The sequence below is a fragment of the Nocardia sp. bgisy134 genome (assembly GCF_965341865.1).
In the GTDB taxonomy this organism is placed as follows: domain Bacteria; phylum Actinomycetota; class Actinomycetes; order Mycobacteriales; family Mycobacteriaceae; genus Nocardia.
This window is the reverse complement of the sequence record NZ_CBDQZP010000004.1, coordinates 233,646-254,060: the sequence shown is the minus strand read 5'-3', so window position 1 is coordinate 254,060 and position 20,415 is coordinate 233,646. Positions and strand designations below refer to the sequence as shown.

The following is a 20,415-nucleotide window of genomic DNA, read 5'->3' as shown; positions in this document are numbered from 1 at the left end:
ACCCGGGTGGATCAGTTCGCCACCATCGGCGGCATCGTCGGGTTCTCCTGCTCGACGATCTGTTCGGCGCGGTGCCGGATGTGCTCGAGGTATCCGGTGCCGGTGAGGACGTAGAAGCGTTCCTCGCGGATCGCCTCCACCACCAGGTCGCCGACGCCGCGCGGATCGAGGCCCTGCTGGAACGCCTGCCTGGCCGCGTCGATCGACCAACCACTCGGGCGCGGGCCGACCCGTGGATATCGCGCCGGGCGATTGCGTTCGGACATGTAGATACCGGTGTCGACCAGTCCGGGGCACAGCACCGAGACGCGCGGCCGGTATCCGCCGTCGACGAGTTCGAACTGGACGGTTTCCGAGAGCGCGACCACAGCGGTTTTCGACGCCCCGTACACCGAGCCGCCCGCGATCAATCCGGCGATCGACGCGGTGTTGACGATGTGCGCCTGCTCGCCCTGCTCGATCATCACGGGCAGAAACGCGCGGATGCCGTGCACCACGCCCATCAGATTGACGCCGAGCACCCACGCCCAGTCGTCGAGCGTGCTCTCCCAGCTGGGCTTGCTGCCCGCGAAGACGCCCGCGTTGTTGCACAGCACGTGCACGGCGCCGTAGGCGCGCAACGCGGATTCGGCCAGGCCGGCGACGTCGCCGGGTACCGACACGTCGGTGACCACGGGGTGCACGTCGGCGCCCGCGTCGCGCAGCTCGGCTGCGGTGGCGCCGAGCGCGGCTTCCTCGATGTCGGCGAGCACCACACGCATACCCGCCGCGACGAACGCTTCGGCCATCCCGCGCCCGATACCACTGCCGGCGCCGGTGACCACGGCGACCTTGTCGTCCAGATTGTCCACTGTTCCTCCGTATCGATCGATCCGGGTAGAGGTCACCAGGCTAGGGAAGTGCCTCCCATCGAACATCGCCCTGCGGGCCGATGTTTTTCCTTGTCCGAGCCGTTACTGTGAAAGTGGGTGGGAGTCCCTTTCAGCGCGGTCGGCGATCGGCCGTGCGCGCCACCCGAACTGCTCCGGGCAGCCCGCGCGAGAAGGAGATTCGGTGCGCAAGATCTACGTCGTCACGCACCCGGAGGCGACCCATCACGTCGACCGGGTGGTCGGCGGTTGGTACGACTCGCAGCTCACCGCGGCGGGCCTGTGCGCCGCGGCGGCTATCGGCGAGGCACTGCGGGCGCGGATACCCGAGGACGCCGATGTGCGGGTGTACTCCTCGGATCTGCTGCGCACCGCGCAGACGGCCGAAGCGATCGGCGAGGCGTTGGGCGTGGCGCCGATTCTCGACGCGAGACTGCGCGAGAAGTCCTACGGCGAGGCGGGCGGACGGCCGCAGGCGTGGCTGGATCGGCGATTCGTTCCGCCGCCCGCGGTCGGCGAACGTCTGCGCCACGGCGAGGGCATCGCGGGTGCGGAGACCAAAATGTCTCTGGCGCAGCGCATCTACGCCGCGATGGGAGAGATCCTGGACAGCCCCGGCGAGCACCAAGTGATCGTGACGCACGGCGGCGCAATGACATTCGTGGTGGCGGCGTGGATCGGGATGCCGATCGATTCGGCGGGTTACGTCGCCTTCCGAGCGGCGTCGGGCAGTATCACCGTGCTCACCGAGGACGACTTCTTTCACAACCGCGAGGTATCGAGCCTCGGTGACACTCACCATCTCGAGGTAGCGGCGTCGCGACCTTCTCCGGCGCCGGTTTCGACGACATCCTGCTGAAGGCGATGACGAACCCGCCGCACCAGCGCCGGATCGGTCGGTGGTCCAGTTTCGGTCGGGCCCGCATCCTCCGGGCAACCGCCGAGGCCCGGCGAATCGCGCTTCCGTCAACGCGGCCCGCCCTCGACCCGCACGGCGTACATTTCCGATCATGGACACGGTCGAGCTGAGCGCACCGGACGGCCCCCTGCCCGCGCTGATCGCCCGGCCTTCGGGTGCGGGTCCGTGGCCGGGCGTCGTCGTTGTGCACGACGTGCTGGGGTTCGGCCCGGATCTCGAGGGGCACGTGGCGATGCTCGCCGAGCACGGCTACCTGGCGATCGCCCCCGATCTGTTCTCGCGCGGCCGCGCACGCTGTATGCGGGCGGTGATGCGCGCATTGTGGTTCACCGGCGGCAAATCCGACGCCGACGCGGTCCCGCTGCGCGACATCCTCGCGGCACGCGATCGCCTGGTGGCCGATCCGGCGTGCACCGGCCGCACCGCCGTGATCGGTTTCTGCATGGGCGGCGGGTTCGCGCTACTGACCGCACCCCGCGGCTTCGACGCGGCGGCCCCCTTCTATCCGGGCCTCTACGGCGACTACCGGACCTTGCTCGACGGCATCTGCCCGGTGGTCGCCAGCTACGGCCGCCTCGACCCGTCCCTGGTCGGCGCACCCGCCAAACTGGAGCGCACGCTCACCGAATTCGGTGTCGCCCACGACATCAAGACGTACCCGGGCGTCACCCACGGCTTCGCCAACACCTTCCCCGGCGACCGGCTGCTGCGCGTCACCGGGCTCGGCTACAACGCCGACGCGACCGCCGACGCCTGGCGTCGCATCTTCGCCTTCTTCGAGACCCACTTGGCGGATCAGGAGAACCCGCCGTCGCGGTAACCGCCGAGATCGAGCCCGCACGATCACCGCTTGCCTCGCACACCTTTCACACGCCTCGCAAAGCTTGTGGCCTGTGCGAGGCGTGCGGAAGGTCTGCGGTAGCGCACTGGTTCGCGCCACGGCTTGCGGACAACTCCGTGGTCTCGCCGCGATCAGTGCGGCAGAGGAACCCCCAGTAGGCCGTGCGCGCCGTACCAGACGGGGCCGAGGTTGAGCCGCTCCGGATAGCGGGCGACCATGTCGTCGAAGAACTGCTGTGGCGTCGGCTTGTCCGCGAGCAGCTGTTGTGCGTCGCGCAGGTATCGGCGAGTCTGGTCGATGATGCTGGGATCGTCGGGCAGATCGCGGTTCTTGTGTCCGGCCACCACCGCGCGGGGTTCGAGCGACTCCACGATATCGAGTGCGGCAAGCCATGATTCGAATCCGCCACCACCCGTTTCCAGCAGCATCTGGTGCACTCCGTTGTAGACCACGTCGCCTCCGACGACCAGGCCGATCGAAGGAACGTGCAGAACGGTGGTGTCGTCGGTGTCGGTGTGGCCGACTTCGACGGCGGTGATCCGATGACCTTCCAGCTCCAATCCCTCGGCCGGGATCGGCTGGTAGACCAGGGGAGTGTCGGGAATCAGGCCCGGGAAGTCGGAATCCCAGAAATACTCCCGAAGCTCGACATTCTTGCGCATTATTTCGATGGTTCCTTCGGTGGCATACGGAATCGCGCCGGGGAATCGTTCGAGCAGTTCGCCGGTGCCGAACCAGTGGTCACCGTGCCCATGGGTCGCGTAGATATAGGTCAGCTGTTTTCCGAAGCTCGCCACCCATTCGCCGACCTGCCGGGTCTGCTCGCGGGTGAACGGCGGGTCGACCAGCACGGCCGTCTTTTCGCCCATGATCAGCGTCGAGGCCAACGGGGACGACACGATGGGCCCGCCGTCGGGCAGGCGTTCCGGCCGGTTGCGGGTAACCCCGTCGCTCACCAGCACTTCGTAGCGCAATTCCGTCATGATTTGTTTGCTCCTTTCAGTGCAGCTCGCACAGGCTGCTGCGTAAAGTCACCGTGGGTTCAGTCCGGTCAGGAACTGTTCGATGAGTTTCGAGACCGCGAGGGCTGATTCGCGCGGCGCGAGATGGCCGGTGCGGGGGAGTATTTCGAGTTGTGCGCCAGGTATGCGTTTCGCCAATTCCGCGGAGTGGCCACGGGTGAACGCGGGATCGTCGGCGCCGTCGATCACCAGGGTGGGGGCGGTGATCCGCGCCAGGGCGTCGACCACGCTGGTGCGTTCGGCCAGCACCGAGCGCATGGCTCTGGACAGGCCGACGTTGTCGAGGCGATCGATGGAATCGGCAAGTTCGGCGGCGAATTGGGGGTCGTGCCTTCGGGTGTACTCGCCCAGCAACTGAGCCACCACCGATTTGCCTGGGCGGCTGGGAATTCCGATCCGCACGAGCAGCGACAGCACACGATCGCGCTGACGTTCGAGCGGGGACATTCGGCGCGCGCTGGAATTCGACAGCACCAGCGCGACGACACGCTCGGGTGCGGCGAGCGCGACCCGCAATCCGACGAAGCCGCCCCAGGAAAGCCCGAGGATGGCGGCGCGGTCGACACCGGCGGCGTCCAGTGCCTGTACCGCTGCGTCGGCGCATTCCTCCATCGTGAACAGCCGTGGCGGCGAGGGGCTTTCGCCGGTGCCGTAGGGGTCGACCAGCAGCGTTCTCCACCCGAGCTTGTGCAGAACGGAGAGTTGTGTCCCCCAGCCGGTCTGTCCGTCGGTGAACAAACTTGGCCAAAGTAATACTGCGGGACTGTGTTCCGGCCCGGCGTCGTGCACATGAAGCCCGCCGAGTGCGGTCGGCACCACGAGACCGCGGGCCCGTGACGGTGTCATAGGTAGCGCTCGAACCAGTCGAGTGCGGCCCGGCTGCCGGGCTCGTAGCCGTCGAAATAGATGCCGTAGTGGGTGATGCCGGGGATGACCTGGTAGTCGACCACGACGACGCCCGCGTCCTCGAGGATCTCGGCGGCGCGGCGCCCGTTGTCGGGAGTGGGAAACAACTCCTCCTCGCCGGCATCGATGATCAAGGTCGGCACCTGCAACCGCTCGACTTGGGTGAGTGGATCGAAGTGCGCCATGGTGGCCAGGAACGGGGTGCCCTCCGCGGTCGGAAATCGGTCGATGCCCTTGGGGATGGCGTCGGCATTGCCGCGGGCGGTGTCGATCGCGTATTTGCGGGCGAATTCGAAGAGCGGTCCCTGCCCGAGCGAGATGGCGGGCACCTGAACGGTCAAGGCTTTGACGCGGGTGTCGTGGGCGGCGGTGTAGACGGCGATGCCGCCGCCGTAGCTGGTTCCCCAGACTCCGATACGAGCGGTGTCGACGTTGGGCTCGCCTTCGAGGTAGTCGAGGGCGGCAAGGAGATTCGCGGTCCACGCGAACGGGTCGACCAGATCTCGGACGAACCGCACTCGGGCCAGAGCCTCGTCGTTGTCGTCACGTTCGGGGGCGTCGCCGACCAGATGCAGTGGCGATCCGGAGCCGAACCAGCTGCTCTGCGTGAAAGTGAGAGTGATCATGCCCGCGGAGGCGAACAGCGCGGCATAGCGTTCGGCGGTGTGCTTGCTACCGCCCCAGCCGTGACACAACACCACCGCGGGTAGCGCGGCCTCGGAAGGGATGGTCGCCGGGCGGTACACGTCCGCGTCGAGCGGGATGCCGTTGCTCCAGATCGTGGACTTCTCGCGGAGGACACCCTCGGGCATGACCAGCGGTGGATACTTCTGCTCAGCCATGGCTGGCCACCTCGGTCGACGATTCCCAGGACCAGATCTCCCCGAGCACGCTCGTGGCGGTGTCGATGGCTTGGACAGCGATCACCCGCCACCCGGCGGCGGACTTGGCGACTTCGAAATGAACGGCCCAGCGCTGGATTTCGCTTTCGTCCGCGCGGCGACGAGACCAGATCACCTCGATCGCGGCGCCGACGGCGTTGTAGACGGTGACGCGGCGATCGGGCACCACGGTGTGGCTGTAGCCCGACTCGCGCAACGGCGCGAGGTTGAGCTCCAGAAATGCGAGAACGCTGGCGTGATCGAGGCACCAGAACGACTGGTCCGATACGGTCACGTGCATGGGTGTGCCCCAGTAGTCGAGGATGCACTCGGGTCCGTCCGAGGAGGTCCCGGCGGCAACGCCGACCCATCGCGGCAGATAGTCCTCGAAAAACCAACTCGTCACTTCGGCGCGTGTCGCCGAAATCTGGTCGATGGGCATTGCAGCGTCCTTCCACACGGTCGGCGAACGACCGATCAGCTCGATATCCGGGGAAATGTTCGAGGCGTCGCGCGCAGTCATGGAGTCATGCGGCGGGTCCTGGCCTCTCCGCGGCGACTCCGTACTGGCCGCGCATTAACGGAACCAACGGGTTCCTTTGTAGTATAGGAACTCGTGAGTTCCATTTGTCAAGGGTTGGTTGGCCGAAATGCGGGCGGGTGTGCGATGGTCGAGAACGTGACAGCAGGAAGGAGCGCATCGTCGGAGCAATCCCGGCCGCGGACAGTGAGCCCCGGTCGGCCGCCTGCGTCCACGCTGGCCGCGCGATGGCGTCACATCATCGCGGTCGCGTCGGCGGAGTTCGTGACCCATGGATACGCCGAGGCGAACCTCGCTCGCATCGCGCGCGAGGCTGGGGTGTCGAAGAAGACGATCTACGCCCGATATCCGAGCAAAGACGAGTTGCTCTTGGCGGCGGCAGGCGATCTGGCCGCCCGCTCACACGAGGCGATCACCGCCGCGATGGCGACCTCCGACGGCGACCCCGAGCACGTGCTGACTCTCTTCGGGACACAGATAGCTCGCGCCTGGACCTCTCCCGCCGAAGTCGGGCTCTATCGGCTCGTCGCCGCCGAGGCGATTCGCTTTCCGCAATTGGCGGCGGTCTACCGCGACGTCATGGAACGTTTCGGCGCCACCCTCGCCTCGTACCTGCGCGAACAGTGCGCGCTGGGCACCCTGAGCGTTCCGGATCCCGAGGCCGCCGCCCGCCAGTTCGGAATGCTGGCTTACGGCGGGCTCCGTGAGAAGGCACTGCTCGGGGAGGCCGTCACCGATGACGAGATCGACGCCGTGGTGCGGCGGGCGGTGCGGGTCTTCCTCGTCGGCTACTCGCCCTGGACGGCGAGCTCGTCGATCGACTGAACCCACCCACACGAACGCGCCACCGACCCGATCTCGCGATCGGCACCAACGCTCGAGTGACACCAGCACTCGCGAAATCCTCAGGCCTCGCAGGTCTTTCATACGCCTCGCACAACTTGCCACCTGTGCGAGGCGTATGAGAGGTCTGCGACAGCATGCCTCGACCGAGACGGTGCGCCGACGACGTGGGGCGGACGCGTCCGGCGACCGGGCATCGGGGTGGAAGCCTGGTCGCCGGAGGTGTCCGAGACTCGAGGGTCCTACGGCGTGGCCAACGCCGCGACGGCCGGCGCGAACATGGTGTTCTTGATCGCACCGAGCGTGCCGGAGTCCTTGCCGCCCAACGGAATCAGCATTTCCAGCGCCCCCGCGAGCACCTGTCCTTCGGCGGCGGCCGCATCGACGATATCGAGCTCGGCGGCGGCCTCGCCACCGTAGCGGCGGCCGGTGGTCATGGCGTCGACCGCGGCCTTCGGAGACAGCTTGGCCTGGATGAGGGCGGCCATACCGGGGGTGAAGGGGATGCGGATGTCGACTTCGGGGAAGCAGAAGTAGCCGCGGTCGGCGCGCATCACGCGGTAGTCGTGGGCGATGGCGAGCATGGCGCCCGCACCGAAGGCGTGGCCGGGCAGCGCGGCCGCGGTCGGCACCGGCAGGGTGAGCACCCGCGCCAACAGGGCCTGTACGCGTCCGACGTACCACTGGCCGCGGTCCATGTTCGCGCTGAGCCAATCCAGGTCGAGGCCGTTGGAGTAGAACTTGCCACTGGCGGTGGTGATCAACCCCTGCGCGCCTTCGGTCAGGACAGTGTCCAGGTGGGCGTTCACTTCGTCGAGAAAGCCAGGGGAGAAGCGGTTCTCGTCACCGCCGAGGTCGAGGACGGCGATCTTGTCGTGGTATTCCAGGGTGGGCATGATGGTTCCTTCGGTAGGGGACTGTCGAGGGTCACGGGGGCGGTCCGACCGCGAGCACGGCGCGCACGGCGGCCCGAAGTTGTTCGCGGGCAAAGGGTTCGGCGATCCGGTCGCGGTGGATCAGGATGGCGGTCGGCAGGTCGACCAGGCAGGTGGTGAGCACCTCGACCGCACGGCGATCGCGGCGGCCCCATCGCCGCTGCGCGAGGCGCGCCATCAGATCGATCAGCGCACGTTCGGCGGTGCGCACGTCGGCGGCCACGTCCTCGGGTAGGTCCTCGCCGAGCAGCTGCTCGCGGGAGACGGTGAGCAGCAGCCGAGAGGAGTCGGGGAAGCGTTCGGCGAACACGCTCGGCGCCTCCGCGGCGGCCACGATCGCCTCGGTCGCCGCGTCGAGCCCGGCCGCATCATCCTCGGCCGCACTGTCTTCGGCGTCCGATCGCGCGTCGACCAGCTCGTTCTGCACGGCGACGAATCGCCGCGCGGCCCGCAACCACGCACGCCCCAGCACGCCGGACCGCGATCCGAAACTGTGGTACAGCGCGCCGTTCGACATGCCGGTGGCCGCGGCGACGGCGCGGATGGTGACCGCGGCGGGACCGCCACGAACCGCCAGCGATTCCGCGGCGTCGAGCGCGGTATCGGGGTCGTGTATGCGGGGGCGCGGCATGCGACGACTATAACAGAGCAAGTGCTCTGTTATGCAAGGTGCCGGGAAGGGGTGCGGGTTCCATACGCGCACTGCGTATTTCGCCAGGTAACAGCTACTTCGAGTCACCTAGCGGATTCGCTTGTGCCCGCACGCGCGACCGAACCGATGCGGTACTGTTCTGGCCCTCCCCCCTTGCCCGCACGAGCAGAACGGCTTCCGCATGTCACGAGTGGTCACCAAGGAGCAGTACTTCGACAGCGCTTTGGAGGTGCTGGCCGAACTCGGTTTCAAGGGCCTCAACATCGGGCTGCTGTGCCGCCGGCTGGGGGTCACCAGCGGCTCGTTCTATCACCACTTCGGCAGCTGGCAGGGTTTCGTCGACGCGCTGCTCGAGCACTGGGAGAACCGGCAGGTGCTGATCCTGCGCACGTTGAAGTTCAATCAGGGCGATCCCGACGACGACGTGCGCGCCATGTCCGATCTCGCGGCGGGCCTGCATCACGAGGCCGAGGCGGCGATCCGGGCCTGGGCCGCCAACGACGAATCGGTGAATCTCGCGGTCAAGCGGGTCGACGAGTCGCGTCGCCGCACCGTCCACAAGGTGATCAACGGCGTGGTCGGCGACGACGAGACCGCCACCGTGGTCACCTCGCTCGGCATGGCGATGCTGATCGGTTACCAGCAGATCAGCGCGTGCGGGGGCGAGGTGTCACTGCAGCGGCTGCTCAACGAGTACGCCCGGCTGATCTACTCGCATGCCCGCCGCTCGGTGGCGGTCGGCGCTCAGCCCAGCAGCTCGTCCACGTAGCACCAGCGCCACGCCTCGCCCGGTTCCACGCTGCGCATCACCGGATGGGCAGTCGCGGCGTGGTGTTTGGTGGCGTGATTGCCGGGCGAGGAGTCGCAGCAGGCGATGTGCCCGCAGGACAGGCACATTCGCAGGTGCACCCAGGTCAGGCCCTCGGCGACGCATTCGGCGCACCGGTCGGGCTCGGTGGGTTCGAGCACCAGCGGCGCGGCCCGCAGGTGCTCGCAGTCCGCGGTCGAGACGGGCGCGGCGAGGGGTTCGCGGCGTTCTTCCTCGGTCTCGTCGAAACGGTCGATCATGGATTCCTCGAGATCCAGCCTGGCCAGCACGTGCTGCAGGATCTCGTAGTCCATGCCGCCCGAATCCCGCACCCGCAGCACGGTTTCGCGTTCGGCGCGCAGCATCTCCAGCCGCAGCCTGCGGTATTCGGCGGTCGGGGTGCGCTGTTCGGATTCCGCGCGGCCCAGCCGTTCCCAGGCGGCGTTGGTCCGCCAGGTCAGCCGATCCCGTAGCGATTGCACGACCTGTGGTGGGGTGTCGGGTCCGACGGCCGCGTCCAGCGCCGCCATCCCCGCGGTACTCGCCTGGGTGAGCAGATTGGCCTTTTGCAGCGCGTCCTCGGACCGGCTCGGACCGCGCAGCTGCAGGAGGCTCACCAGCCAGGGCAGCGAGGTGCCTTGCAGCAGTAGCGTTCCCGCCACCACGACCAGCGCGAGCAGCTTCAGCACCGGCAGCTGCGGGGTGTCCTCGGGCAACAGCAGCACGGCCGCCAGCGTCACCACGCCGCGCATGCCCGCCCACGACACCACCGTCGGGTAGCTCAGCGGCGTCGTCGAACGCCCGAGCCGCTGGAACAGCAACGACCACGGGAAGATCCACAGCGGCCGCGCCACCATCACCGTGAGCAGCACCGTGATCGCCGACACGATGAGGGTGGTGTGGTCGAGGCCGCTGCCCCACGCGCCTTCCAGGATCGCCCGCACCTGCAGGCCGATGATGAGGAACACCGAGCTCTCCAGGATGAACTGGATGGTGCGCCAGTTGGTGCGTTCGGCGATGCGCGAGGCCGCCGACTGCCATACCGGCGCGCCGTGCCCGAGGATCATGCCGCAGGTCACCACCGCGATCACGCCGGAGGCGTGGATACCTTCCGCAGGCAGATACGCGGCAAAAGGCGCGAGGAACGACAGCGTGGTGTCCAGCACGGGGTCGGTGATCCGTCTGCGCAGCAGCGCGAGCAGCGCGGCCACGGCGAGACCGACCAGCGCGCCGCCGCCGGCGGCGAGCAGGAAATCGCCGCCCGCCTGCCACACCGACACCGCACCCGCCGAGGCCGCGATCGCGGTCCGCAACGCCACCAGCGCGGTCGCGTCGTTGAACAGCGATTCGTCCTCGAGGATGGTGACGATCCGCCGGGGCATCCCGATCCGGCGCGCCACCGCAGTCGCCGCGACCGCGTCCGGTGGCGCGACCACCGCGCCGAGGGCCACCGCCACCGCGAACGGCACCGGCAGCAGCCACCACACCACCGCGGCCACCGCGAAGGTGCTGAACAGCACCAAACCCACCGACAGCGACGCGATGGTGCCGATGTTGGCGCGGAAGTCCACCAGCGAGGTCCTGATCGCCGCGGTGTACAGCAGCGGCGGCAGCAAGCCGAGCAGCACCACTTCCGGCTCGAGGTGCACCGCGGGCACGAACGGCAGATAGGAGGCGGCCACCCCGGCCAGGGTCAGTATCAAGGGTTCGGAGACGCCGAACCGGCGCGCCAGGGCCGCCAGCGCGGCCGCCGACGCGACGAGAACCACCAGGCCAATCGCGACATGCACGAAAGCATTCTCGCAAAAGGCGACCGCGGGGTCGGCCCTGCGGTGGACGACACCCTCGCCACGCCGATTCCCGCGAATCCCTGCCGTGCCGCCCCGCACACGCAATGCTTATTCGATATGGAGGAGTTTGCGAATTGGCGTGCGAACGGACATAGGTTCACCCATCGCGGGCACCAGATCTTCTGGACCGAGGGCGGCGGCGGACCCGAAGGGGTCCTGTTGTGCGTCCACGGGTTCCCGACCGCGTCCTGGGACTGGCATGCCGTGTGGCCCGGCCTGTGTCAACGATTCGCGCGGGTCCTGGCCGCCGACATGATCGGCTTCGGCTGGTCGGCCAAACCACGCACCTACGACTACAGCATCGCCGACCAAGCCGACCTGCAGGAACAACTGCTGCGCGAACAAGGCGTCCAGCGTTTTCACCTGCTGGCCCACGACTACGGCGACACCGTCGCCCAGGAGATGCTCGCCCGCGCCGCCGAACGCCGCGCGTCCGGAGACGACTCGCTGACCATCGAATCGGTGTGCCTGCTCAACGGGGGACTGTTCCCCGAGACCCACCATCCGCGCCCGGTGCAGCGGCTGCTGGCGGGGCCGCTGGGACCGCTGGTCGGAATCCTCGGCGGCGAGGAAACGTTCAGCCGCAGCCTGTCCGCGATCTTCGGGCCCGACACCAGGCCAAGCGCCACCGAGCTGCACCAGTTCTGGTTGCTGTGGGCAAGCAAGCACGGTAAACGCAACGGGCACAAGCTGATCCGCTACATGGCCGAGCGTCGCAAGAACCGGGAACGCTGGGTCGGCGCATTGCAACGGGCCGAGATGCCGGTGCGGTTGATCGACGGGCTGCGCGACCCGGTCTCCGGCGCGCACATGGTGAAGCGTTATCGCGAGCTGATCGAGCGACCCGACGTGGTGGAGCTGCCGGACATCGGCCACTACCCGCAGATCGAGGCGCCGCAGCGGACCCTGGACGCGTTCCTCGAATTCCACCGCACGAGGGTCAGGTGATCGCCGACCGCACCGGCGAACACCGCGCACTATGGGCAGCCCCATAGAATAGACGCGTGGTACGCCGATCCAATACCGACGGTTCTCGCACCCGCCTGCCCGACGCGCGACGGCGGATGATCGAGGGCGCCATCGACTCGCTGCGGGTGCACGGCGCCAGCGGGACCAGCGTCGACCGGGTGCTCGCCAGCACCGGCGCGCCGCGCGGCTCGGTGTACCACCATTTCCCCGGCGGCCGCACCCAGCTCATCAACGACGCGGTCACCACCGCGGGCGACATCATGTCCACTTATATCGAACGGCTCACCCGCGACAGCGACCCGGTCGAGGCGCTGGAGAAGTTCGCCGACATGTGGCGCACCACGCTGCGCGACAGCCAGTTCCGCGCGGGCTGCCCGATCTTCGCGGTCGCCGTCGAGACCAACGACGACGCACCGGAATTCGCACGCGCCGCCGCGGCGGTCTTCGACCGGTGGCACGCCGCGCTCATCGACGTCCTCACCCGGCACGAGGTCCCCGCCGACCGGGCCCGGCGCCTGGCGATCCTCACCGTCGCCTCTTTCGAGGGTGCGATCGCGCTGTGCCGGGTGCAGCAGAGCATCGAGCCCCTCGACGACGCCGTGGCGGAACTGCGGACCCTCTACGCGGCCACCCCGCGCTGATCCCGCCCCCCTACCGTGGGCGGAGCCGCGGATCCGACCGCACGCGGATGTGCGGGCGGCGTCGGCTCGCTACCGTGCATCCCAGAGCGGGACAGACCCGCTTTCCAGTACCGCGGCGACAGGGGACGGTAGAGCGGATGAAGATCGAAAATTCACGAGTCCTGATCACGGGCGCCACCGGCGGCATCGGGCACGCCATCGCCCACGCGTTCGCCGACCGCGGAGCCGAACTGGTGCTCACCGGTCGCCGCGTCGACGTGCTCGGCCCGCTGGCCGAGCAGACCGGCGCCCGCGCCGTGCCCGCCGACCTGGCCGACCGCGAGGGCGTCGCGGCGCTGCTCGCGGCCGCGGGACCGGTCGACATCGTCGTCGCCAACGCGGCTCTGCCCGCCAGCGGGCTGCTCACCGACTATTCGATCGAGGAGATCGACCGCGCGCTCGACGTGAACCTGCGCGCCCCGATCGTGACCGCCCGCCTGCTCGCCGAACCCCTCATCGCCCAGGGACACGGCCACCTGGTGTTCATCTCCTCCATCTCGGGCAAACTCGCCTCGCCACGCGCCTCCCTCTACAACGCCACCAAGTTCGGGCTGCGCGGCTTCGCCCAGGCGCTGCGGCAGGATCTCGCCCCGCACGGCGTCGGCGTGTCGACGATCTTCCCTGGCTTCGTCCGCGACGCGGGCATGTTCGCCGACGCCGGCGTCCCCGCCGCCCCCGGCATGGGCACCTCGAGCCCCGAGCAGGTGGCCGCCGCGGTGCGCCGCGCCGTCGAACGCGATATCGGCGAGATCGACGTGGCCTCGCTCCAGGTGCGCGTCGGCGTGCTGCTGGCGGGCATCGCGCCGGGCCTGGCCGCGCGGGTGCAGCGGCTCGGGGGCGCGGACAAGATCGCGGCGACACTGGCCGACGCGCAGCGCGCCAAACGGTGAAGCGCGACATCGACATCGCGCCAGAAACTGTCCCGCGCCGCTGTTGAGTGCTCTGCTGCTCTGCGGGCCGCTCGAGGAGCCGATCGATCCCAGCGCAGCTGCCAAAACATCAGCGCAGCTGCCAAAACATCAGCGCAGCGGCAACACCATGGTGATGCTGGTCGTGCCCGCCCGGTTGACGATCTGCGAAAGAGGCACCTCGACGAAGCCCAAGCGCTGGTACAGGCGGCGCGCCGGATTATCCTCGCGCACACTGAGACTCATCGCCGGGAAGGGTCCGGCGGCGTCGGCGATCAACCGTTCGAGCATGGCCGTGCCGAGTCCGGTACCGCGCGCCCGCGGTGCGACGGCGATCGCGAGTTCCGGGGTGGCGTCGTCGACGTAGCCGTAGGCGGCGTCCGCGCCGGTGAGCAGCCGCACCCAGGCCGCCCCGCAGGGGGATTCGGCCGGGCCGCCGACGACACCGAGATCGCCCTCGGCGCCCCAGCCGTCGACGTAGCGCGAGAGCGCGGGGATCGTCCTGAGGTCGGCGACCGCGAGTCCTTGGTCGGCGGCATGCGATGCCTCGTACAGCATTTCCCACAGGAAGGGTTCGTCGGCGGTCAGGGCCGGTCGCAGCAGAGCGGTGGTCACGGACGCGACGATAGGACAGCCGCACCCAGCGCGGCCACACCATTTCCCGTCGCGCGACGGCGGCGCGGTACGGACCTGCGCGAGCGGTGACTCTTGACAGGAGGACTATGGTGTATGCCATAGTTGCCGACGTGGCCGACCCCCGTGGGCCGAGGCCGCATTCCGCACCGCCCGCCGTCGCGCGCCGTTAGGAGCCGCCGATGTCCCGCGCAGCCGACCTCCGGTTGGACACCATCGACCTCACCCAGGACGGGCGGGTGCTCACCGCCCGCGCCGTCGCGCCGCCGCTGAACTTCGTGACCACCGAGTTCGTCCGCGACCTCGACCGCTTCACCGCCACCGTCGACACCGACGACACGGTCGGCGCGGTCGTGCTCACCGGCGGACTGCCGGGACGGTTCCTCACCCACGCCGACCCCAGCGCACTGACCGGCATGATCGAACTGCCGCACCCGTTCGTACCCGCCCGCGTCGCCGCACCGCTGCTGCGCGCCGCCAGCGCTGCGCTGCGTATTCCCGGAGCGACCTCGGCGGTGGAGCGATTCGGCGGCGGTCTCGGCGTCGGCCTGGTGTGGGGACACCGCTGGAAACGAACCACCTTGCGCATGAATCGCTCTCACGCGGTGTACCTGGCGGCCATCAACGGGCCCGCGCTCGGCGGCGGTCACGAGATCGCGCTGGCCTGCGACCTGCGCTACGCCGCCGACGCCGAGCACGTCAAGCTCGGTCAGATCGAGACCATGGCCAACCTCATCCCCGGCGGCGGCGGAACCCAGCGCCTCACCAGACTGCTCGGCGCGGCCGCCGCCCTCGAGGTCACCCTGGAGGGCGCGCCGCTGTCGGTGCAGGAAGCCCACCGCCTCGGACTGCTGCACCGCGTCGTCCCCGAGGACCAGTTGTTGGCCGAAACCCAGGCCACCGCAGCCCGATTGGCCGCACGCAACCCGGTCGTGGTCGCCGAACTCAAACGCGCCGTCTACTTCGGCACCGATACTCGCCTGGCCCGTGGCCTCGACCGCGAACAGGCGGGATTCGTCTCCGTCGGCACCACCGCGGCCGCGGCGCGCACCACCCGCGCCTTCTTCGACGATCTCGCCCGCCTGGGCGACACCCCGTTCCTTGCCGACCCGAAACCGTGGCTGGACGGCACCCGCGTCGACCAGGTGAGCCGATGAACGCCCGCGCCGCCGACACGGCTCCCGCCCGCGACATGGCTCCCGCCGAAAACCCAGCCCAGTGGCACAAGACCGCCTGCATCCTGTGCGAGAACAACTGCGGTCTGCTCATCCAGCTCGACGGCCGCCGTTTCGCCAAGATCCGCGGCGACAAAGACCACGTGGCCTCCGCAGGCTACACCTGCAACAAGGCGCTGCGCCTCGACCACTACCAGAACGGCGGCGCCCGCCTGACCAGCCCGCTGCGCCGCGAACCCGACGGCTCCTTCACCGAAATCGACTGGGACACCGCCATTTCCGAGGTCGCCTCGCGTCTGGCGCAGGTGCGTGACCTGCACGGCGGCGACAAGATCTTCTATTACGGCGGCGGCGGGCAAGGTAATCACCTCGGCGGCGCCTACAGCGGAGCCCTGCGCCGCGCTCTCGGCAGCCGCTATCGCTCCACCGCGCTCGCTCAGGAGAAGACCGGCGAAGGCTGGGTCGACGCCCACCTGACCGGCGGCCACACGACCGGCGACTTCGAACACGCGGAAGTGTCGGTGTTCCTCGGCAAGAACCCCTGGCAGTCCCACGGCGTGCCCCGCGCCCGCACCATCCTGCAGCAGATCGCCAAGGATCCGGCCCGGACCATGATCGTCATCGACCCGGTGCGCACCGAGACCGCCGATCTCGCCGACATCCACTTGCAGGTTCGCCCGGGCACCGACGCCTGGTGCCTGGCCGCGCTGCTGGCGATCCTGGTCCGCGACGATCTGCTCGACCACGCCTTCCTCGCCGCCCACACCGCCCAGGGCGAGCAGGTCACCGCCGCGCTGCGCGATATCGACATCGCCGACTACGCCGACCGCTGCGGCGTGCCCGTCGACCTGCTGCGCACCGCCGCCCATCGCATCGGCACGGCTGCCAGTGTCGCCACCTACGAAGACCTCGGCGTTCAGCAAAGCCCCAACAGCACTCTGATCTCCTATCTGAACAAGCTGCTGTGGCTGCTCACCGGCAATTTCGCCGCGCCCGGCGCCATGCAGCCGCACTCCTGGATGGTCCCGCTCGCGGGCTACAGCCGCGACATCCGCCGCAGCCCGGTCACCAGCGCACCCGTCCTCGGCGGCATGCTGCCTTGCAACTCCATCGCCGAGGAAATCCTCACCGATCACCCCGATCGGTTTCGCGCGATGATCGTCGAATCCGCCAATCCCGCGCACTCCCTTGCCGATTCGACCTCCTTCCGCGCCGCGCTCGACGCACTGGACTTGGTGGTCGTCATCGACGTCGCGTTCACCGAAACCGCCCGCCACGCCGACTACGTCCTGCCCGCCGCCAGCCAGTTCGAGAAGTGGGAAGCCACCTTCTTCACCCTCGAATTCCCGCACAACACTTTCCATTTGCGCGCGCCGCTGCTCGATCCGCTGCCGGGCACCCTGCCCGAACCCGAGATCTACGCCCGTCTGTTGCGGGAACTCGGCGCGGTCTCCCGCACCCGGCTGGCGCTACTGCGCACTGCCGCGCGTCTCGGGCGCCGCCCGTACGCACTGGCTTTCGCGGCACTGCTGGCCGCCGACAAGAACACAGCAGGCCTGGCGCCCTATCTGCTCTACGAAACCCTCGGCCCGACTCTGCCCGGCAACGCTCGCGCCGCCGCCGTGCTCTGGGCGCTGGCGCAACGCGTCGCCCGCACCCATCGCGCCGCCATGCGCCGCGCCGGGCACCGTGACGCCGACGCCTTGTTCGATGCCATCCTCGCGGGACGCTCCGGCGTCACCTTCACCGTCGACGACTACGCCGACGCCTGGGACTACATCCCGCACCCCGGCAAACGCATCCCGCTGGCTATTCCGGAACTGTTGCACGCCTTGGGCGAACTCGACACCACGCCGACCACGCACACCAGCGCCGAGTACCCGTTCGTGCTGGCCGCGGGGGAGCGGCGCTCGTTCACCGCCAACACCATCTTCCGCGACGACAGCTGGCGCCGCCGCGACACGGACGGCGCGCTGCGCATGAACCCCGACGACGCCGCGCGGCTCGGCCTCGCCGCAGGCGACCATGCCCGCGTCACCACCCGCCGCGGCAGTGCGGTCACCACCGTCGAACTCACCGACCGCATGCAGCCCGGCCACGCGTCCCTGCCCAACGGTTTCGGCCTCGACCTGCCCGGCCACGCCCGTACCGGCGTCGCACTCAACGAACTCACCGACGCCACCCTCCGCGACGCCATCGCGGGCACGCCCTGGCACAAACACGTCCCCGCCCGCATCGAACCCGCCGGCTGACCCCGGCTCACGGAGTTACTCGCAGACGCTGCGCCCGCCTCGCAGGGCCTCAATAGTCGAGGGCGTGTTCCGGTTGGCAGACATCCATGGGGGAGGGCAGATAGCGGGCGATGGCGTCCAGGAGCGTGGCGATGTCATCGCTCGTGGGGGCTGCACCGCATAGGACGGGCACGACGTCACCGATGCGGGTGAGGTAGCGGATGCGCTGATGCAACTGGTCGAGCGAGATGTCGCACAGGGCGGGGGAGGCGTTCGGATCCGAGGGGGATTGTTCCATGACCGTTTTCACGAGTTCGCCGTACCACCGCTCGGCGACTTCCCAATGGCTGCCGTAGAGTTCGGCGGCCAGCGGTTCGAGTGCCCACAGCGGGAGCAGGTCGATGACGCCTTCGAACGTGGGGTCTGCGCCGAGGGGGATCTGTAGCGTCAGTGGGACAGCGCCGCGAGTGTCGGCGATCGTGCGGACGCAGCGGTCGAAATCCGCGGCGGGGTGGTCGAGTCCGTTGATCAGGCACAGGCGGGCGACCTGGTAGTCGTCGGCGACCCGGAACATCGTCTCGAGGCGCGGGGTGGGGTTCGCGGCGGCGTTCATGACCGCGATCACACCGTCGGCTACGCGGATGGACCGCTCCAGGTCCGCGATGGGCGCGTGGCTCGTCAGCACGGCGATACGAATCGTGTGCTCTACGCGGCCCGTCGTCCAATCGACCGTGGCCCGGGTGCCGGAGCCGGGCTGACCGGAGCGGCGGCGGCAGAGGAGGTGAGCCACTCGGGTCGTCTCGTCGGGGTCGCCGATGATGGTGACGTTGCGGATTGTCTGTGGATCAATGGCTTTGGCGCCCATTGCGTCGTGGTACTCCAGATTGATTCGAGGTGTCGGGACGTCCTCGATCCAGACTCACCGTACCTCCGCCCGCGGATTGCTGGAGCGAAATTCGGCCCCAAAGTAGAACGTGTTCCTATACCGTCGGGCTGTGCAGAAAGAACAACGGCCCGCTGTGGCAGACTGGTTCACTGCGGACGACGGTGTGGTGCGTCTGAAGGGAAGTCGCTGCAAGGATTGCGCCACACCGTATTTCCCGCGAAACACTTTGGCCTGTCGGAATCCGCAGTGTTCCGGTCCGAGGGATGGCTCCGAGCTCGTCGAGCATCTGTTTTCCAGACGTGGGCGGATCTGGTCGTATGCGGACGCCCGGTACAAACCTCCGGCGCCCTATGTGTCGCCCGATCCGTTCGAGCCGTATGTCGTTGCGGCAGTGGAGCTCGAGGTCGAGCAGATGGTGATTCTCGGGCAGGTCGTGCGCGGCCTCACGGTGGACGACCTGGCCGTCGGCATGCCGGTCGAATTGACTCTCGGCACGTTGTACGCCGACGAGGAAGCGGAGCACACGGTGTGGATGTGGAGGCCGGTCAATGACTGACACGAACGACCGCGACATCGCCGTCCTCGGTGCGGGCATGCACCAGTGGGGCAAATGGGGGCGCAATTTCGTCGAATACGGGCTGGTCGCCGCCCGCGCGGCGCTGGCCGATGCAGGGGTGAACCACCTCGACGTCGGTTATATCGCGGGCGCGGACACCATCCGCAACGGATACCCCGGTTTCGTCTCGGGCGCGACTTTCGCTCAGGCGCTGGGTTGGTCGGGTGCGCGGATCTCGAGCAGCTATGCCGCCTGCGCCTCCGGTGCGCAGGCCATCGCCAACGCACGCGCCCAGATCCTGGCGGGGTTGTGCGACGTGGCGCTGGTGGTGGGCGCGGATGCCGCCCCGAAGGGCTTCTTCCAGCCGGTCGGCGGTGAGCGACGCGATGATCCGGACTGGTTGCGTTTCCATCTGCTCGGCGCTACCAATCCCATCTACTTCGCGCTGTATGCCCGCCGCCGGATGGCGCTGCACGGTGCCACGCTCGACGATTTCGCCGCGGTCAAGGTGAAGAACGCCAGGCACGGCCTGAACAACCCGTATGCCCGCTATCGTAAGGAGGTTTCGGTCGAGGAGGTCGCCGCCTCGGCGATCGTCTCGGACCCGTTGCGGCTGCTCGACATCTGCGCGACCAGCGACGGCGGGGCCGCACTGGTGTTGACGTCGATGGAGTACGCGCGTCGGCACGGCGTCGCCGATCCGGTCCGCATCCGGGCACTGTCCACGGTCACGCCGACGTTCCCGAAAACCGTTCTCGACCTGCCGGATTTCGCGACGGACTCCACTGTGGCCGTCGAGGCCCCGCCCCGCGCGTTTCGTTCCGCCCTCGCGCACGCCGCGTACGAGGAGGCTGGGCTCGGTCCCGCCGACCTGTCTCTCGCGGAGGTCTACGACCTGTCCACCGCGCTGGAGCTGGACTGGTACGAGGACATCGGGCTCTGCCAGACGGGCGGCGCGGAGGAACTGTTGCGCAGCGGCGCAACAACGTTGGGCGGGCGCGTGCCGGTGAACCCCAGCGGCGGACTGGCCTGTTTCGGTGAGGCGATCCCCGCACAGGCCATCGCCCAGATCTGCGAGCTCACGTGGCAGCTGCGCGGTCAGGCCGACGGCCGCCAGGTGGACAACGCTCGCGCGGGTATCGCGGTGAACCAAGGCCTCTTCGGCCATGGCTCGGCCATCATCGCCACCCGCTGACATCGCGGGTCTTCCGGGTCGCTTTCCGAGAACCCGGGCCATGCCCGGGTTTCGTGGTCCAGGTCGATCGAGGGTGCTCTGGTTGATGCGTCCGTGGCGCCGAGCGTCTTCGGGA

General features: G+C 68.7%; 21 protein-coding genes. 11 read left to right on the top strand and 10 right to left on the bottom strand.

Annotation, left to right across the window (positions count from 1 at the left end):
* Nucleotides 1-11: 11 nt before the first annotated feature.
* A complete protein-coding gene (locus ACRWNM_RS10120) occupies nucleotides 12-851 on the bottom strand; it encodes an SDR family NAD(P)-dependent oxidoreductase (protein WP_431965873.1) in 840 nt (279 codons plus the stop codon).
* Between the two features lie 202 nt (nucleotides 852-1,053).
* On the opposite strand from ACRWNM_RS10120, the gene ACRWNM_RS10115 reads away from it, so the two are divergent.
* A complete protein-coding gene (locus tag ACRWNM_RS10115) occupies nucleotides 1,054-1,728 on the top strand; it encodes a histidine phosphatase family protein (RefSeq protein ID WP_431965871.1) in 675 nt (224 codons plus the stop codon).
* A 151-nt stretch (nucleotides 1,729-1,879) separates the two neighbouring features.
* Nucleotides 1,880-2,608 carry a dienelactone hydrolase family protein gene (locus ACRWNM_RS10110; RefSeq protein ID WP_431965869.1) on the top strand — a complete coding sequence of 243 codons (729 nt, stop codon included), beginning with the start codon at nucleotides 1,880-1,882 and terminating at the stop codon, nucleotides 2,606-2,608.
* Nucleotides 2,609-2,760: 152 nt separating this feature from the next.
* Here ACRWNM_RS10110 and ACRWNM_RS10105 read toward each other — a convergent pair whose 3' ends face one another.
* The 4 genes from ACRWNM_RS10105 to ACRWNM_RS10090 all read right to left on the bottom strand — a co-directional run bounded on the left by ACRWNM_RS10105 (nucleotide 2,761) and on the right by ACRWNM_RS10090 (nucleotide 5,961).
* A complete protein-coding gene (locus ACRWNM_RS10105) occupies nucleotides 2,761-3,612 on the bottom strand; it encodes an MBL fold metallo-hydrolase (RefSeq protein ID WP_431965867.1) in 852 nt (283 codons plus the stop codon).
* Between the two features lie 48 nt (nucleotides 3,613-3,660).
* On the bottom strand, nucleotides 3,661-4,389 hold the full coding sequence (locus ACRWNM_RS10100) for an alpha/beta fold hydrolase (RefSeq protein WP_431965865.1): 729 nt from the start codon (nucleotides 4,387-4,389) through the stop codon (nucleotides 3,661-3,663).
* A gap of 104 nt (nucleotides 4,390-4,493) precedes the next feature.
* A complete protein-coding gene (locus tag ACRWNM_RS10095; protein ID WP_431965863.1) occupies nucleotides 4,494-5,399 on the bottom strand; it encodes an alpha/beta hydrolase in 906 nt (301 codons plus the stop codon).
* Nucleotides 5,392-5,961: a DUF6841 family protein gene (locus ACRWNM_RS10090; protein ID WP_431965861.1), complete on the bottom strand. Its 570-nt coding sequence runs from the start codon at nucleotides 5,959-5,961 to the stop codon at nucleotides 5,392-5,394. The genes ACRWNM_RS10095 and ACRWNM_RS10090 overlap by 8 nt, the downstream gene beginning before the upstream one ends.
* A 156-nt stretch (nucleotides 5,962-6,117) precedes the next feature.
* Between ACRWNM_RS10090 and ACRWNM_RS10085 the strand changes: the two genes are divergently transcribed.
* Nucleotides 6,118-6,804 carry a TetR/AcrR family transcriptional regulator gene (locus ACRWNM_RS10085; protein ID WP_431965859.1) on the top strand — a complete coding sequence of 229 codons (687 nt, stop codon included), beginning with the start codon at nucleotides 6,118-6,120 and terminating at the stop codon, nucleotides 6,802-6,804.
* 260 nt (nucleotides 6,805-7,064) lie between these two features.
* Here the strand turns inward: ACRWNM_RS10085 and ACRWNM_RS10080 are convergent, their stop codons facing one another.
* Both ACRWNM_RS10080 and ACRWNM_RS10075 read right to left on the bottom strand, forming a co-directional pair.
* On the bottom strand, nucleotides 7,065-7,718 hold the full coding sequence (locus ACRWNM_RS10080; protein ID WP_431965857.1) for an enoyl-CoA hydratase-related protein: 654 nt from the start codon (nucleotides 7,716-7,718) through the stop codon (nucleotides 7,065-7,067).
* A gap of 31 nt (nucleotides 7,719-7,749) precedes the next feature.
* Nucleotides 7,750-8,388: a helix-turn-helix domain-containing protein gene (locus ACRWNM_RS10075; protein ID WP_431965855.1), complete on the bottom strand. Its 639-nt coding sequence runs from the start codon at nucleotides 8,386-8,388 to the stop codon at nucleotides 7,750-7,752.
* A 202-nt stretch (nucleotides 8,389-8,590) separates the two neighbouring features.
* Here ACRWNM_RS10075 and ACRWNM_RS10070 point away from each other — a divergent pair, with 202 nt between their 5' ends.
* Nucleotides 8,591-9,178 (top strand): TetR/AcrR family transcriptional regulator, encoded by a 588-nt coding sequence (locus tag ACRWNM_RS10070; RefSeq protein WP_431965853.1) that lies wholly within the window; start codon nucleotides 8,591-8,593, stop codon nucleotides 9,176-9,178.
* On the opposite strand, the gene ACRWNM_RS10065 is transcribed toward ACRWNM_RS10070, so the two are convergent.
* Nucleotides 9,154-11,007: a Na+/H+ antiporter gene (locus ACRWNM_RS10065; protein ID WP_431965851.1), complete on the bottom strand. Its 1,854-nt coding sequence runs from the start codon at nucleotides 11,005-11,007 to the stop codon at nucleotides 9,154-9,156. The genes ACRWNM_RS10070 and ACRWNM_RS10065 overlap by 25 nt on opposite strands.
* Before the next feature lie 117 nt (nucleotides 11,008-11,124).
* Between ACRWNM_RS10065 and ACRWNM_RS10060 the strand changes: the two genes are divergently transcribed.
* The 3 genes from ACRWNM_RS10060 to ACRWNM_RS10050 all read left to right on the top strand — a co-directional run bounded on the left by ACRWNM_RS10060 (nucleotide 11,125) and on the right by ACRWNM_RS10050 (nucleotide 13,606).
* Nucleotides 11,125-12,015, top strand: coding sequence for an alpha/beta fold hydrolase (locus ACRWNM_RS10060; RefSeq protein WP_431965849.1), 891 nt, complete (start codon nucleotides 11,125-11,127; stop codon nucleotides 12,013-12,015).
* A gap of 56 nt (nucleotides 12,016-12,071) precedes the next feature.
* The gene (locus ACRWNM_RS10055) at nucleotides 12,072-12,677 is read left to right on the top strand and encodes a TetR/AcrR family transcriptional regulator (RefSeq protein ID WP_431965847.1); all 606 of its coding nucleotides are present in this window, start codon (nucleotides 12,072-12,074) and stop codon (nucleotides 12,675-12,677) included.
* 137 nt (nucleotides 12,678-12,814) lie between these two features.
* A complete protein-coding gene (locus ACRWNM_RS10050; RefSeq protein WP_431965845.1) occupies nucleotides 12,815-13,606 on the top strand; it encodes an SDR family NAD(P)-dependent oxidoreductase in 792 nt (263 codons plus the stop codon).
* 129 nt (nucleotides 13,607-13,735) lie between these two features.
* On the opposite strand, the gene ACRWNM_RS10045 is transcribed toward ACRWNM_RS10050, so the two are convergent.
* Nucleotides 13,736-14,239 carry an N-acetyltransferase family protein gene (locus ACRWNM_RS10045; RefSeq protein WP_431965843.1) on the bottom strand — a complete coding sequence of 168 codons (504 nt, stop codon included), beginning with the start codon at nucleotides 14,237-14,239 and terminating at the stop codon, nucleotides 13,736-13,738.
* 200 nt (nucleotides 14,240-14,439) lie between these two features.
* Between ACRWNM_RS10045 and ACRWNM_RS10040 the strand changes: the two genes are divergently transcribed.
* Together ACRWNM_RS10040 and ACRWNM_RS10035 are read left to right on the top strand one after the other, a co-directional pair.
* Nucleotides 14,440-15,414 (top strand): enoyl-CoA hydratase/isomerase family protein, encoded by a 975-nt coding sequence (locus ACRWNM_RS10040; RefSeq protein ID WP_431965841.1) that lies wholly within the window; start codon nucleotides 14,440-14,442, stop codon nucleotides 15,412-15,414.
* A gap of 35 nt (nucleotides 15,415-15,449) precedes the next feature.
* On the top strand, nucleotides 15,450-17,684 hold the full coding sequence (locus ACRWNM_RS10035; RefSeq protein ID WP_431966171.1) for a molybdopterin-dependent oxidoreductase: 2,235 nt from the start codon (nucleotides 15,450-15,452) through the stop codon (nucleotides 17,682-17,684).
* Between the two features lie 49 nt (nucleotides 17,685-17,733).
* On the opposite strand, the gene ACRWNM_RS10030 is transcribed toward ACRWNM_RS10035, so the two are convergent.
* Nucleotides 17,734-18,528: a GTP-binding protein gene (locus ACRWNM_RS10030; RefSeq protein WP_431965839.1), complete on the bottom strand. Its 795-nt coding sequence runs from the start codon at nucleotides 18,526-18,528 to the stop codon at nucleotides 17,734-17,736.
* A 130-nt stretch (nucleotides 18,529-18,658) separates the two neighbouring features.
* Between ACRWNM_RS10030 and ACRWNM_RS10025 the strand changes: the two genes are divergently transcribed.
* A complete protein-coding gene (locus tag ACRWNM_RS10025; protein ID WP_431965837.1) occupies nucleotides 18,659-19,105 on the top strand; it encodes a Zn-ribbon domain-containing OB-fold protein in 447 nt (148 codons plus the stop codon).
* The gene (locus ACRWNM_RS10020) at nucleotides 19,098-20,300 is read left to right on the top strand and encodes a lipid-transfer protein (RefSeq protein ID WP_431965835.1); all 1,203 of its coding nucleotides are present in this window, start codon (nucleotides 19,098-19,100) and stop codon (nucleotides 20,298-20,300) included. Before ACRWNM_RS10025 ends, ACRWNM_RS10020 begins: the two co-directional genes overlap by 8 nt.
* Nucleotides 20,301-20,415: the final 115 nt, after the last annotated feature.